Below are 14,350 nucleotides of genomic sequence, written 5' to 3' on the forward strand. Positions count from 1 at the left end.
CACAAGGTGTCAGCCGTTCGAGCAGCCGTTCCCCATCACGCGGTATTCGAGAATGTGCTTCTGGCCCTTGGAGTCCTCGTAGGTCATGCGGGCTGGCACGACTTCGCACACATTGGGCACTTCGCTCATGGAAATGACGCGGGCAATGTCCAGGTGCTGCGAGTAACTGTACTGTTCAACCGGAATCTGCTCGGCATCTTTGGCTTCGCCGGCCATCGCCGCGCCGCAAAGACTGCCAAGTACCAATACCAGTAAAGCTTTCATTTTCAATTTACCTGTCTAAGGTCGTGAGGGGGCACGCGGCGCTTATGGCGCCGCGAGTATTGCTAGTTTCAACTATCGGGTTTGGATGGGGATTAACGCTTGCCTTCGTGGGGGCTGTTACCAGTTGTTAATCGCCTTGCCGTTGCTGGCGAAGTGAATTTTATGGCTGCCGCCAAGACTGAAACAGTGGGTCTTTTGATAAAGTGTTTTGACAGAATCTGTAACAATCCTCTGATAAACCGCCCCCGTATTTTCTCGTCTGGGCTGTAAGGTGCGTGCCAGAGCGCTTTGTCGGGACGGGCGTACCAAATTACTACCAACGTCGAATGGCTTTTGTCGCTCTGGTACAGTTACAAACGGTTCCATACAAAAACAACTATTACACCGAGGTAACACAGATGAGTGCGGCTCCACTGTATCCCGTTCGTCCCGAGGTTGCGGCCACCACCCTGACCGACGAGGCCACTTACAAGGCCATGTACCAGCAATCGGTGATCAACCCGGACGGCTTCTGGCGCGAGCAGGCCCAGCGCATCGACTGGATCAAGCCGTTCACCAAGGTCAAGCAGACCTCCTTCGACGACCACCACGTCGATATCAAATGGTTCGCCGACGGCACTCTGAACGTTTCCTCCAATTGCCTGGACCGCCACCTTGAAGAGCGCGGCGACCAGCTGGCCATCATCTGGGAAGGCGACGACCCTTCCGAGCACCGCAACATCACCTACCGCGAACTGCACGAGCAGGTCTGCAAGTTCGCCAACGCCCTGCGTGGCCAGGACGTGCACCGTGGTGACGTGGTCACCATCTATATGCCAATGATCCCCGAGGCCGTGGTCGCCATGCTGGCCTGTGCCCGTATCGGTGCGATCCATTCGGTGGTGTTCGGCGGCTTCTCGCCCGAGGCGCTTGCCGGCCGTATCATCGACTGCAAGTCCAAGGTCGTGATTACCGCCGACGAAGGTGTGCGCGGTGGCCGGCGTACCCCGCTCAAGGCCAACGTCGACCTGGCGCTGACCAACCCTGAAACCAACAGCGTGCAGAAGATCATCGTGTGCAAGCGCACCGGCGGCGACATTGCCTGGCACCAGCACCGCGATATCTGGTACGAAGACCTGATGAAGGTCGCCTCCAGCCACTGTGCACCGAAAGAGATGGGTGCCGAGGAAGCGCTGTTCATCCTTTATACCTCCGGCTCCACCGGCAAGCCGAAGGGCGTGCTGCACACCACTGGCGGCTACCTGGTATACGCCGCGCTGACCCATGAGCGCGTGTTCGACTATCGCCCGGGCGAGGTGTACTGGTGCACCGCCGACGTGGGTTGGGTCACTGGCCACAGCTACATCGTCTACGGCCCGCTGGCCAACGGTGCCACCACCCTGCTGTTCGAAGGCGTGCCGAACTATCCCGACATCACCCGTGTGTCGAAGATCGTCGACAAGCACAAGGTCAACATCCTTTACACCGCGCCAACCGCCATCCGCGCGATGATGGCCGAAGGGCAGGCTGCTGTTGAAGGTGCCGATGGCTCCAGCTTGCGCCTGCTGGGCTCGGTGGGTGAGCCGATCAACCCCGAAGCCTGGAACTGGTACTACAAGACCGTGGGCAAGGAGCGTTGCCCGATCGTCGACACCTGGTGGCAGACCGAGACCGGCGGCATCCTGATCAGCCCGCTGCCGGGCGCTACCGGCCTCAAGCCGGGCTCGGCAACCCGCCCGTTCTTCGGCGTTGTGCCGGCGCTGGTGGACAACCTGGGCAACCTGATCGAGGGCGCTGCCGAAGGCAACCTGGTGATCCTCGATTCCTGGCCGGGCCAGTCGCGTTCGCTGTACGGCGACCACGACCGTTTCGTCGATACCTACTTCAAGACCTTCCGTGGCATGTACTTCACTGGTGACGGTGCGCGCCGCGACGAGGATGGCTACTACTGGATCACCGGCCGCGTGGATGACGTGCTGAACGTGTCCGGTCACCGCATGGGTACTGCCGAGATCGAAAGTGCCATGGTGGCGCATGCGAAAGTTGCCGAGGCCGCGGTGGTGGGTGTACCGCACGACATCAAGGGGCAGGGCATCTATGTGTATGTCACCCTCAACGCCGGTATCGAGGCCAGCGAGCAGCTGCGCCTGGAGCTGAAGAACTGGGTGCGCAAGGAAATCGGCCCGATCGCCTCGCCGGATGTGATCCAGTGGGCGCCGGGGCTGCCGAAGACACGGTCGGGCAAGATCATGCGCCGCATCCTGCGCAAGATTGCCACGGGTGAGTACGATGCCCTGGGTGATATCTCGACCCTGGCCGACCCGGGCGTGGTGCAGCACCTGATCGATACGCACAAGGCCATGAGCCTGGCTTCGGCCTGATAGAGGGCTGGTGCACGCTGAAGGCTTTGTGCGATCCCTGTGGGAGCGGCTTTAGCCGCGGAGAGCCCAGCGCGGTGGATGGCACCGGCGTTGCCGGTGTTCGCGGCTGAAGCCGCTCCCACAGGGTAAGGCGTGTGCTGTACCAATAAAACCCCGCCCGGGAAACCGGCGGGGTTTTTGCTTTACTGTTACCCGACATTCATCGGTAACTATTCTGTCACCGGCGCCGCACAAGATCGGGGCGCCAGGAAACAATTCCGGCCTGTTTCGGTGCGTTTTCACAGCCTTTTTTTGCAACGCAGCACGCTGCACTTGCCGTAATACAAGGCTTTGCCAATAATAGGCCCGGGAATTGCTAGTACTATAGGTTCTATTTCTTGCGCTCTTGCATATTTTGCAATGGCTGTCAACATCGCCCGCTTCGGTTTCAAGCGCTTCTGTAAGTAGTTGTCGCTTTGAAGAAATATCGACTACCGGGCTGTCGTTAAAATGCCACTCACTCGCTCGTGGTCTGCGACCTTGGTCGAACCCTGCGCGGCTCGCGTTGTACCCATTCGCATATCGGGCAGCCGTTACCTGCCTTGTATTGCCCAGTACCGATGGAGTTACCTGATGAAGAAGCTCGCACTGCTTGGCGCCCTGGCGCTGTCCGTGTTTTCCCTGGTGTCGCAGGCCGATGAAAAACCGCTGAAAATCGGCATCGAAGCCGCCTATCCACCCTTCGCCTTCAAGCAGCCAGACGGCAGCATTGCCGGTTTTGACTACGACATCGGCAACGCCCTGTGCGAAGAGATGAAGGCCAAGTGCACTTGGGTCGAGCAGGAGTTCGACGGCCTGATCCCGGCGCTGAAAGTGCGCAAGATCGACGCTATCCTGTCGTCCATGTCGATCACCGACGACCGCAAGAAATCGGTCGACTTCACCAAGCGCTACTACCTGACCCCGGCGCGCCTGGTGATGAAGGAAGGTACCGCCGTCAGCGACAGCCTGGATGAGCTCAAGGGCAAGAAGATTGGTGTGCAGCGCGGCTCGATCCACGACCGCTTCGCCAAGGAAGTGCTGGGCGCCAAAGGTGCCACCGTGGTCCCTTACGGCACCCAGAACGAAATCTACCTGGACGTGGCGGCTGGCCGCCTCGATGGCACCGTGGCTGACGCCACCCTGCTGGAAGACGGCTTCCTCAAGACCGACGCCGGCAAGGGCTTCGCCTTCGTAGGCCCGTCCTTCACCGACGCCAAGTACTTCGGTGACGGCATCGGTATCGCCGTGCGCAAGGGTGACAAGGCCAACGTCGACCGCATCAACGCGGCGATCGATGCCATCCGTGCCAACGGCAAGTACAAAGAAATCGAGAAGAAGTACTTCAACTTCGACATCTACGGTCCAGACTCGAACTAAGACGTCGGGTTTCACCTGTGCAATGGTGCAAACAGCAGAAGCTCTGAGGTTTGCACCATTTTTCATTCTCTAGGTCGAGGACCTCATCATGTTGAAAGGCTACGGGGCAGTCATCCTCGACGGGGCGTGGCTGACGCTTCAGCTCGCCCTGTCGTCGATGGCCCTGGCCATCGTGCTCGGCCTGATCGGTGTGGCGCTGCGCTTGTCGCCGGTGCGCTGGCTGGCCTGGCTGGGCGATCTGTATTCCACGGTGATTCGTGGTATTCCGGACCTGGTCCTGATCCTGCTGATCTTCTACGGCGGGCAGGACATCATCAACCGGGTTGCGCCGCTGCTCGGTTATGAAGACTACATCGACCTGAATCCGCTGATCGCGGGTATCGGTACCCTGGGCTTCATCTTTGGTGCTTATCTTTCGGAAACCTTCCGCGGTGCATTCCTCGGTATCCCGAAAGGCCAGGCCGAAGCGGGCGTGGCGTATGGCATGAGCAACCGCCAGGTGTTCTTCCGCATCCAGGTGCCGCAAATGATTCGCCTGGCGATCCCGGGCTTCACCAACAACTGGCTGGTGCTGACCAAGGCCACCGCGCTGATTTCGGTAGTGGGCCTGCAGGACATGATGTTCAAGGCCAAGCAGGCGGCCGACGCCACCCGCGAGCCTTTCACCTTCTTCCTGGCGGTGGCGGCCCTGTACCTGGTGCTGACCAGCATCTCGCTGCTGGCCCTGAAGTATCTCGAGCGCCGCTATTCGGTGGGCGTCAAGGTGGCTGAACTATGATCTTCGACTACAACGTCGTCTGGGAGGCACTGCCGATGTACTTCGGCGGCCTGCTGACCACCCTCAAGCTGCTGGCGATTTCGCTGTTCTTCGGGCTGCTGGCGGCCATTCCGCTGGGCCTGATGCGGGTGTCCAGGCTGCCAGCGGTCAACCTCGTGGCGTGGCTGTACACCTACGTGATCCGCGGCACGCCGATGCTGGTGCAGCTGTTTCTGATCTACTACGGCCTGGCGCAGTTCGAGGCGGTGCGCGAAAGCTTCCTGTGGCCGCTGCTGTCCAGCGCTACCTTCTGTGCCTGCCTGGCGTTCGGTATCAACACCAGTGCCTATACCGCCGAAATCATCGCCGGCAGCCTCAAGGCCACGCCCCATGGCGAAATCGAGGCGGCAAAGGCCATGGGCATGTCGCGCATGAAGATGTACCGGCGCATTCTGCTGCCGTCGGCCCTGCGCCGGGCGCTGCCGCAGTACAGCAACGAAGTGATCATGATGCTGCAGACCACCAGCCTGGCGTCGATCGTCACCCTGATCGACATCACTGGCGCTGCGCGCACGGTCAATGCGCAGTACTACCTGCCTTTCGAGGCCTATATCACGGCGGGCGTGTTCTACCTGTGCCTGACCTTCATCCTGGTGCGCCTGTTCAAGATGGCCGAACGCCGCTGGCTCGGCTACCTGGCGCCGCGCAAGCACTGACCGCTTTGTGAGAATCGACAGCATGTACAAACTCGAAGTCCAAGACCTGCACAAGCGCTACGGCAGCCATGAAGTGCTCAAGGGCGTGTCCCTGTCGGCCAAGGCAGGCGATGTCATCAGCATCATCGGCTCCAGCGGTTCGGGCAAGTCGACCTTCCTGCGCTGCATCAACCTGCTGGAGCAGCCGCACGCCGGCAAGATCCTGCTCAACAACGAAGAGTTGAAGCTGGTACCGGGCAAGGACGGCGCGCTCAAGGCCGCCGACCCGCGTCAGCTGCAGCGCATGCGCTCGCGCCTGTCGATGGTTTTCCAGCACTTCAACCTGTGGTCGCACATGACAGCGCTGGAAAACATCATCGAAGCGCCGGTGCACGTGCTGGGCGTGAACCGCAAGGAAGCCCTGGAAAAGGCCGAGCACTACCTGGCCAAGGTGGGTGTCGCTCATCGCAAGGACGCCTTCCCGGGGCACATGTCCGGCGGCGAGCAGCAGCGTGTGGCAATTGCCCGGGCGCTGGCCATGGAGCCGGAGGTCATGCTGTTCGACGAGCCGACCTCGGCGCTGGATCCGGAATTGGTGGGCGATGTGCTCAAGGTGATGCAGGCGCTGGCCCAGGAAGGCCGCACCATGGTGGTGGTTACCCACGAGATGGGCTTTGCCCGTGAAGTGTCCAACCAACTGGTGTTCCTGCACAAGGGCCTGGTGGAGGAAACCGGCTGCCCGCGCGAAGTGCTTGCCAACCCGCAGTCGGAGCGCCTGAAGCAGTTCCTCTCCGGCAGCCTGAAGTAAAAACTGCAAATTTGCACCAGAATAGGGCATGCTGCGCGGCGAGCGCAGCCTGACCCGGCGCACAGACTCGAACGACCTCAGGTTTCGGACCGCACCCTATGACCACCCAGCGAATCGGTTTTCTCATCTGGCCCAGCACCAGGCCCTTGACCCTGGCGCTGGCCGAGGAAGTGTTGCAGGTGGCGCAGCGGGTGCACCCGGAGGTGGCCTACGAGCTGGTCTTCCTGCAGGCGGAGCCGGCGCAAGAGGGTAGCTGGCGCTTGCCGGGCGAACCGTGGAACGGCCGCCTTGAGGGGTGCCACAAGCTGTTCCTTTTGGCTGACGAGCAGCCGTCGGCGGTGGGGGCGGCGTTGTCGGCGGCGCTCAAGCAGTTGGCGCGCAGTGGCTGCATGATCGGTGGCCTGTCGGCAGGGGTCTACCCCCTGGCGATGCTGGGCCTGCTCGACGGTTACCGGGCTGCGGTGCACTGGCGCTGGCAGGATGATTTTGCCGAGCGCTTCCCCAAGGTGATCGCCACCAGCCACCTGTTCGACTGGGACCGTGATCGCCTGACCGCTTGTGGCGGCATGGCCGTGACCGACCTGCTGCTGGCGGTGCTGGCTCGTGACCATGGAGCGGAGTTGGCCGGAGCGGTGTCGGAGGAGCTGGTGGTCGAGCGCATCCGCGAGGGTGGCGAGCGCCAGCGCATTCCGTTGCAGAACCGCCTGGGCTCCAGCCATCCCAAGCTGACCCAGGCGGTGCTGCTGATGGAGGCCAACATTGAAGAGCCACTGACCACCGACGAAATTGCCCAGCACGTGTGCGTTTCGCGCCGGCAACTGGAGCGTATCTTCAAACAGTACCTCAACCGCGTGCCGAGCCAGTACTACCTGGAGCTGCGCCTGAACAAGGCGCGGCAGATGCTGATGCAGACCAGCAAGTCGATCATCCAGATCGGGCTGTCCTGCGGCTTTTCCTCAGGGCCGCATTTTTCCAGTGCCTACCGCAACTTCTTTGGCGCAACGCCGCGGGAGGATCGCAACCAGCGGCGTAGCAGCAGCCCGTTCGAACTGAGCTCGGCGCCTGCCGAAAAAGGCTGATTGCCCTGTAGTCTGTACTGGCCCTATCGCTGGCAAGCCAGCTCCCACAGAATCACCACAGGCCTTGATGGTTACGGGGCACTTGTGGGAGCGGGCGAGCCCGCGAATCGGCCGGTACAGGCAACCACGCTTCTATATGTGTACACCCGTTCACCCAGCCCCCTCTCTCCCGTACACTGCGCGATTGCGACAGTGTTTGTCGCATTGCCGAAAGCCTTGTCAAAACTGGGTTTTGCGCTGTAACAAGTTGTCGCTTGGCCGCAAGGACAGGCGCGGATCAGTCCTTACAATCCCCCCATCGCTCGCCACTTCCAGGCCAGCGTTCCTCTTCAGGAGACTCAGATGTCCGTTGAGCAAGCCCCGGTGCAACGTGCCGATTTCGACCAGGTCATGGTCCCCAACTATTCTCCGGCGGCCTTCATTCCTGTGCGAGGCGAGGGTTCCCGCGTCTGGGACCAGTCGGGTCGCGAATTGATCGACTTTGCCGGTGGCATCGCGGTCAACGCCCTGGGCCACTGCCACCCGGCACTGGTCAAGGCCCTGACCGAGCAGGCCAACACCCTCTGGCATGTATCCAACGTGTTCACCAACGAGCCGGCCCTGCGCCTGGCCCACAAGCTGGTGGACGCAACCTTTGCCGACCGAGCGTTCTTCTGCAACTCCGGCGCCGAGTCCAACGAGGCCGCCTTCAAGCTGGCCCGTCGCGTTGCGCACGACCGCTTCGGCCCGGAAAAGCACGAAATCATCGCCACCGTGAACAGCTTCCACGGCCGTACCCTGTTTACCGTCAGCGTCGGTGGCCAGCCGAAGTACTCCGATGGCTTCGGCCCGAAGATCACCGGCATCAGCCATGTGCCGTACAACGACCTGGAAGCGCTGAAGGCACAGATTTCCGACAAGACCTGCGCCGTGGTGATCGAGCCGATCCAGGGCGAGAGCGGCGTGGTGCCGGCCGACAAGGCCTACCTGGAAGGCGCGCGCAAACTGTGTGACGAACACAACGCCCTGCTGATCTTCGACGAAGTGCAGACCGGCGTTGGCCGTACCGGTTCGCTGTATGCCTACCAGCACTACGGCGTTACCCCGGACATCCTGACCAGCGCCAAGAGCCTGGGCGGCGGTTTCCCTATCGGTGCCATGCTGACCACCACCGAGCTGGCCAAGCACCTGGCCGTCGGCACCCACGGCACTACCTACGGCGGCAACCCGCTGGGTTGCGCTGTCGCCTGCGCGGTGCTGGACGTGGTCAACACCCCGCAAACCCTGGCCGGCATCAAGGCCAAGCATGAGCGCTTCAAGGTCCGCCTGGAGCAGATCGGCCAGAAGTACAACCTGTTCAGCCAGGTGCGTGGCGTTGGCCTGCTGCTGGGCTGCGTGCTGACCGAGGCCTGGAAAGGCAAGGCCAAGGACGTGCTCAACGCCGCCGAGAAAGAAGGCGTGATGGTGCTGCAGGCCGGCCCGGACGTGGTCCGATTCGCGCCTAGCCTGGTGGTTGAAGACGCCGACATCGACGAAGGCCTGGACCGCTTCGAGCGCGCCGTGGCCACCCTGACCAAGGGCTGATCCGCCTGCAGTCCCTTCACCGGCCCTGGCCCAGGCTCAACCCGAGTCTGCACCGGGCCGGTGATACCCGATTCCAGTGCAGGTGCCGGTGCACCTGCCGTTTTCCCGTGCTGCCGTGAGCGGCCCGTATTCCAAAGGAGTGACACCATGCTGGTGATGCGCCCCGCGCAAATGGCTGATCTGAACGAAGTGCAGCGCATGGCTGCAGACAGCCCCATTGGTGTCACCTCGCTGCCGGACGACACCGCTCGCCTGGGCGACAAGATCGCCGCATCCGAGACTTCCTTCGCCGCCGAGGTCAGCTTCAACGGTGAAGAAAGCTACTTCTTCGTGCTCGAGGACAGCGAAACCGGCAAGCTGGCCGGTTGCTCGGCCATCGTAGCTTCGGCCGGCTACTCCGAGCCGTTCTACAGCTTTCGTAACGAGACCTTCGTGCACGCCTCGCGCGAGCTGAAGATCCATAACAAGATCCACGTGTTGTCGCTGTGCCATGACCTGACCGGCAACAGCCTGCTGACCAGCTTCTATGTGCTGCCGGAACTGGTGAACAGTGGCTGGGCCGAGCTCAATTCACGTGGCCGCCTGCTGTTCATGGCCGCTCACCCGGAGCGTTTCGCCGACTCGGTGGTGACCGAGATCGTCGGCTACAGCGACGAGCAGGGTGAGTCGCCGTTCTGGGATGCCATCGGCCGCAACTTCTTCGACCTCAATTACGCCGACGCCGAGCGCCTGTGCGGCCTTAAAAGCCGCACCTTCCTCGCCGAACTGATGCCGCACTACCCGATATACGTGCCGCTGCTGCCTGACCTGGCTCAGGAAGCCATGGGCCAGGTACATCCGAGGGCGCAGATTACCTTCGACATCCTCATGCGCGAAGGCTTCGAGACCGAGCACTACATCGACATCTTCGATGGTGGCCCGACCTTGCATGCGCGTACCTCGGGCATACGCTCGATCGCCCAGAGCCGGGTGGTGCCGGTGAAGCTCGAGGACACCCCGGTCAAGGGCGGGCGCCCGTACCTGGTGTGCAACGGCCAGTTGCAGGACTACCGCGCTGTACTGCTGGACCTGGACTGGGTGCCGGGCAAACCCGTCAGCCTGAGCCCTGCAGCCGCCGAGGCGCTGGGGGTGGGCGAGGGGGCCAGCGTGCGTCTGGTTGCGGTCTGAGGTCTGGCGACAGACGTTTCGGGATTGATGCGTTAGAAGAGTTTCGCGCCGGCCGCCGCCGCCGCAAAAGGAGATAGCATGATCGTTCGTCCTGTACGCAGCAGCGATTTGCCTGCGTTGATCGAATTGGCACGCAGCACCGGTACCACCGGGCTGACCACGCTGCCGGCCAACGAAGAGCGCCTGGGGCATCGTGTTGGCTGGGCGGAAAAGAGCTTCCGTGGCGAAGCCGAGCGTGGCGACACCGACTACCTGTTCGTGCTGGAAAACGACGAAGGCATGGTGGTGGGCATCAGTGCCATCGCCGGTGCCGTCGGCCTGCGCGAACCTTGGTACAACTACCGGGTCGGCCTGACCGTCAGCGCCTCGCAGGAGCTGAAGATCTACCGCGAAATCCCCACCCTGTTCCTGGCCAACGACCTGACCGGCAACTCCGAGCTGTGCTCGCTGTTCCTGCGCAGCGACTATCGCTCCGGCCTCAACGGCCGCCTGCTGTCGCGGGCGCGCATGCTGTTCATCGCCGAGTTCCCCGAGCTGTTCGGCAAGAAGATCATCGCCGAAATGCGCGGCATGTCCGACGAGCAGGGCCGCTCGCCGTTCTGGGAAAGCCTGGGCCGGCACTTCTTCAAGATGGAGTTCAGCCAGGCCGACTATCTCACCGGCGTGGGCAACAAGTCGTTCATTGCCGAACTGATGCCGAAGTTCCCGTTGTACACCTGCTTCCTCTCCGAAGCGGCGCGCAACGTGATCGGTCGCGTGCACAAGGACACCGAGCCGGCGCTGGCCATGCTCAAGCAGGAAGGCTTCAACTATCAGGGCTACGTCGACATCTTCGATGCCGGCCCCGCCATCGAGTGCGACACCTCCAGGATACGCGCCGTGCGCGAAAGCCAGACCCTGGTGCTGGCGGTGGGCACGCCGGGCGATGACGCGACGCCTTACATCATCCACAACCGCAAACGCGACGACTGCCGCATAACGGCCGCACCTGCGCGGCTGGCTGCCGGTACCCTGGTGGTCGACCCTCTGACCGCCAAGCGCCTGCGCATGGGTGCCGGCGACAACGTGCGCGCCGTGCCGCTGTCGGCAAGCCGGGAGGCCCAGTAAATGACCACGCATTACATCGCAGGCAATTGGCAGGTTGGCCAGGGTGAAACCCTGCAGTCGCTCAACCCGGTGACGCAAGCCGTCGTCTGGGAGGGGCAGGGCGCTGACGCCGGCCAGGTGGATGCCGCCGTGCAGGCTGCGCGTCAGGCCTTCCCGGCCTGGGCGCAATTGAGCCTGGAAGCGCGTATCGATGTGCTGGAGAAGTTTGCCACGCAACTGAAAGCGCATGCCGAAGCCATGGCCCAGTGCATCGGCGAGGAAACCGGCAAGCCCCTGTGGGAGTCGGCGACCGAAGTCACCAGCATGATCAACAAGGTAGCGATCTCGGTGCAGAGCTACCGCGAGCGCACCGGCGAGAAGAGTGGCCCGCTGGCCGATGCCACGGCCGTGCTGCGGCACAAGCCCCACGGTGTGGTGGCGGTGTTCGGCCCGTACAACTTCCCCGGCCACCTGCCCAACGGCCATATCGTGCCGGCGCTGCTGGCGGGCAACTGCGTGGTGTTCAAACCCAGCGAGCTGACGCCCAAGGTCGCCGAGCTGACCGTCAATTGCTGGATTGCCGCCGGGCTGCCGGCGGGGGTGCTCAACCTGGTGCAGGGCGCGCGCGAAACCGGTGTGGCGCTGGCCGCCAACCCGGGGATCGACGGCCTGTTCTTCACCGGTTCCAGCCGCACCGGCAACCTGCTGCACCAGCAGTTCGCCGGCCGCCCGGACAAGATCCTGGCCCTGGAAATGGGCGGCAACAACCCGCTGGTGGTGGATGAGGTCAAGGACCTGGATGCGGCGGTGTATACCATTATCCAGTCGGCGTTCATTTCCGCCGGCCAGCGCTGCACCTGCGCCCGTCGTCTGCTGGTGCCGCAAGGCGCCTGGGGCGATGCGCTGATCGCGCGGCTGGTCGAGGTGAGCCGATCCATCACGGTCGGCGCGTTCGATCAGCAGCCTGCGCCGTTCATGGGCTCGGTGATTTCACTGCAGGCAGCGCGAGCGCTGATTGCAGCCCAGGCCGAACTGGTCGCCAAGGGTGCCGTTAAGCTGCTGGAAATGACCCAGCCACAGGCCGATGCCGCGCTGCTGACCCCGGGCATTGTCGATGTTACCGCTGTGGCCGAGCGCCCGGACGAAGAGTTCTTCGGCCCGCTGCTGCAGGTGATCCGCTATGCCGACTTCGATGCCGCCATCGATGAGGCCAACAACACCCAGTACGGCCTGGCCGCCGGCTTGCTGTCCGACTCCCGCGCCCGTTACCAGTACTTCTGGCTTCGCAGCCGCGCAGGCATCGTCAACTGGAACAAGCAATTGACCGGTGCCGCCAGCAGTGCACCGTTCGGCGGCGTGGGCGCCAGTGGCAACCACCGCGCCAGCGCCTATTACGCGGCGGACTACTGCGCTTACCCCGTGGCTTCGCTGGAGACCGCCAGCCTTGCCTTGCCGGCGACCCTGACGCCGGGCATCACCCTATAACAACAGGTCACGGAGCCTAGCCGATGAAATCCTACGAAGTGAATTTTGATGGCCTGGTGGGGCCTACCCACAACTATGGCGGCCTGTCCTACGGCAACGTGGCTTCGCAGAGCAACAGCCAGCAGGGGTCCAACCCGCGCGAAGCCGCGCGCCAGGGCCTGGCGAAGATGAAAGCGCTGGCCGACATGGGCTTCAAGCAGGGCGTGCTGGCGCCGCAGGAGCGCCCGGACGTGGCCGCACTGCGCCGCCTGGGCTTCGGCGGCAGCGACGCCGAAGTGATCCAGCGCGCCGCCAGGGAGGCCATGCCATTGCTGGTGGCCAGCTGCTCGGCCTCGAGCATGTGGGTAGCCAACGCTGCCACAGTCAGCCCCAGTGCCGACACCGCCGATGGCCGCGTGCACTTCACCGCTGCCAACCTCAACTGCAAGTACCACCGCAGCATCGAGCACCCAACCACCAGCCGCGTGCTGGGTGCCATGTTCAGCGATGACAAGCACTTTGCCCACCACGAGGCACTGCCTGCCGTGGCGCAGTTCGGTGACGAGGGTGCGGCCAACCACACGCGCTTCTGCCGTGCGTATGGCGAGGCCGGCGTGGAGTTCTTCGTCTACGGCCGCAGCGCCTTCGACAGCCGCTACCCGGCGCCGCAGAAGTACCCGGCCCGGCAAACCCTGGAAGCCTCACAGGCCGTGGCCCGGCTGCATGGCCTGCGCGATGACGGCGTGGTCTACGCTCAACAGAACCCGGCCGTGATCGACCAGGGCGTGTTCCACAACGATGTGATTGCGGTGGGCAACGGCGAGGTGCTGTTCTATCACGAGGACGCTTTCCTCGACACTGACGCGGTACTTGGCCAGCTGCGAGCTAAACTGGCCAGCAAGGGTGGCAACTTCCAGGCCATCTGCGTGCCACGGGCAGCGGTGACGGTGGAGGACGCGGTGCGTTCCTATCTGTTCAACAGCCAGCTGCTCAGCCGCGACGACGGCTCCATGCTGTTGGTGGTGCCGGAAGAGTGCCGCAACAACGAGCGGGTCTGGGCCTACCTGGGCCAGTTGACCAGCCAGGGCGGCGCGGTGAAAGAGGTCAAGGTATTCGACCTCAAGCAGAGCATGCAGAACGGCGGTGGGCCGGCTTGCCTGCGTTTGCGCGTGGCGTTGAAGGAAACGGAACTGGCAGCGGTCAACCAAGGCGTTATCATGACCGCCTCGCTGTACGACACCCTGCTGCTGTGGGTCGACAAGCATTACCGCGATCGCCTTGGCGAGGCGGACCTGGCCGACCCGCAATTGCTGGTGGAATGCCGTACGGCACTGGACGAATTGACCCAGATCCTGAAGTTGGGCTCGGTGTATCCGTTCCAACGCCAACCTTGAAGAGAGACTTTGCAATGACCGACGCCCTGCGCCTTATCCTGGAAGATGAAGACGGCACCCAGCTGGAAACTTCCTGCACCCGCTTTGCCGTGGTCTGGCAAGGCAAGGAAGTGTGGATTCAGCAGGATGGTCGTGGCCAGCTGTTGATCGGCGTGGATGTCGAGGAAGACGACACCGAGTACGCCAACCTGCTGCTGCGCCCGATGGCCACCAACCTGGTCAGCCTGCAGCTGGAAATGGAACCGGCGGAGGTCGGCGAAGACGACGATCACGTCCATGGCCCCGACTGCGGCCACCACCACTAAGGAAGTACCT

General features: G+C 62.9%; 13 protein-coding genes. 12 read left to right on the forward strand and 1 reads right to left on the reverse strand.

Features of this window, described 5'->3' with window-relative positions; all coding sequences use genetic code 11:
- Positions 1 to 9: 9 nt before the first annotated feature.
- Positions 10 to 264: a DUF2790 domain-containing protein gene (locus ACK1U9_RS02750; protein WP_003260110.1), complete on the reverse strand. Its 255-nt coding sequence runs from the start codon at positions 262 to 264 to the stop codon at positions 10 to 12.
- A 398-nt stretch (positions 265 to 662) separates the two neighbouring features.
- Between ACK1U9_RS02750 and acs the strand changes: the two genes are divergently transcribed.
- The 12 genes from acs to ACK1U9_RS02810 all read left to right on the forward strand — a co-directional run bounded on the left by acs (position 663) and on the right by ACK1U9_RS02810 (position 14,340).
- On the forward strand, positions 663 to 2,624 hold the full coding sequence (gene acs / locus ACK1U9_RS02755; RefSeq protein ID WP_015271271.1) for an acetate--CoA ligase: 1,962 nt from the start codon (positions 663 to 665) through the stop codon (positions 2,622 to 2,624).
- A gap of 612 nt (positions 2,625 to 3,236) precedes the next feature.
- The gene (locus tag ACK1U9_RS02760) at positions 3,237 to 4,022 is read left to right on the forward strand and encodes an ABC transporter substrate-binding protein (protein WP_046614631.1); all 786 of its coding nucleotides are present in this window, start codon (positions 3,237 to 3,239) and stop codon (positions 4,020 to 4,022) included.
- 88 nt (positions 4,023 to 4,110) lie between these two features.
- Positions 4,111 to 4,800: an ABC transporter permease gene (locus ACK1U9_RS02765; protein ID WP_003260113.1), complete on the forward strand. Its 690-nt coding sequence runs from the start codon at positions 4,111 to 4,113 to the stop codon at positions 4,798 to 4,800.
- Positions 4,797 to 5,495 (forward strand): ABC transporter permease, encoded by a 699-nt coding sequence (locus ACK1U9_RS02770; RefSeq protein WP_046614630.1) that lies wholly within the window; start codon positions 4,797 to 4,799, stop codon positions 5,493 to 5,495. The genes ACK1U9_RS02765 and ACK1U9_RS02770 overlap by 4 nt, the downstream gene beginning before the upstream one ends.
- Positions 5,496 to 5,517: 22 nt before the next feature.
- Positions 5,518 to 6,282, forward strand: coding sequence for an ABC transporter ATP-binding protein (locus ACK1U9_RS02775; protein WP_025340127.1), 765 nt, complete (start codon positions 5,518 to 5,520; stop codon positions 6,280 to 6,282).
- Between the two features lie 98 nt (positions 6,283 to 6,380).
- Positions 6,381 to 7,361 carry a transcriptional regulator ArgR gene (gene argR / locus ACK1U9_RS02780; protein ID WP_108481255.1) on the forward strand — a complete coding sequence of 327 codons (981 nt, stop codon included), beginning with the start codon at positions 6,381 to 6,383 and terminating at the stop codon, positions 7,359 to 7,361.
- A gap of 342 nt (positions 7,362 to 7,703) precedes the next feature.
- Positions 7,704 to 8,924 carry an aspartate aminotransferase family protein gene (locus ACK1U9_RS02785; protein ID WP_046614628.1) on the forward strand — a complete coding sequence of 407 codons (1,221 nt, stop codon included), beginning with the start codon at positions 7,704 to 7,706 and terminating at the stop codon, positions 8,922 to 8,924.
- Positions 8,925 to 9,071: 147 nt separating this feature from the next.
- The gene (gene aruF / locus ACK1U9_RS02790; protein ID WP_085601600.1) at positions 9,072 to 10,091 is read left to right on the forward strand and encodes an arginine/ornithine succinyltransferase subunit alpha; all 1,020 of its coding nucleotides are present in this window, start codon (positions 9,072 to 9,074) and stop codon (positions 10,089 to 10,091) included.
- A gap of 78 nt (positions 10,092 to 10,169) precedes the next feature.
- Complete coding sequence (astA, locus tag ACK1U9_RS02795; protein ID WP_013973651.1) at positions 10,170 to 11,198, forward strand: arginine N-succinyltransferase; 1,029 nt, start codon at positions 10,170 to 10,172, stop codon at positions 11,196 to 11,198.
- Positions 11,199 to 12,662 carry a succinylglutamate-semialdehyde dehydrogenase gene (gene astD, locus ACK1U9_RS02800; protein WP_046614626.1) on the forward strand — a complete coding sequence of 488 codons (1,464 nt, stop codon included), beginning with the start codon at positions 11,199 to 11,201 and terminating at the stop codon, positions 12,660 to 12,662.
- A gap of 23 nt (positions 12,663 to 12,685) precedes the next feature.
- Entirely contained in the window at positions 12,686 to 14,035 is a 1,350-nt protein-coding gene (gene astB, locus ACK1U9_RS02805; RefSeq protein WP_046614625.1) for an N-succinylarginine dihydrolase, read from the forward strand.
- Positions 14,036 to 14,049: 14 nt separating this feature from the next.
- Complete coding sequence (locus ACK1U9_RS02810; RefSeq protein ID WP_003256592.1) at positions 14,050 to 14,340, forward strand: topoisomerase II; 291 nt, start codon at positions 14,050 to 14,052, stop codon at positions 14,338 to 14,340.
- Positions 14,341 to 14,350: the final 10 nt, after the last annotated feature.

The sequence above is a fragment of the Pseudomonas sp. XP1 genome, assembly GCF_053557675.1.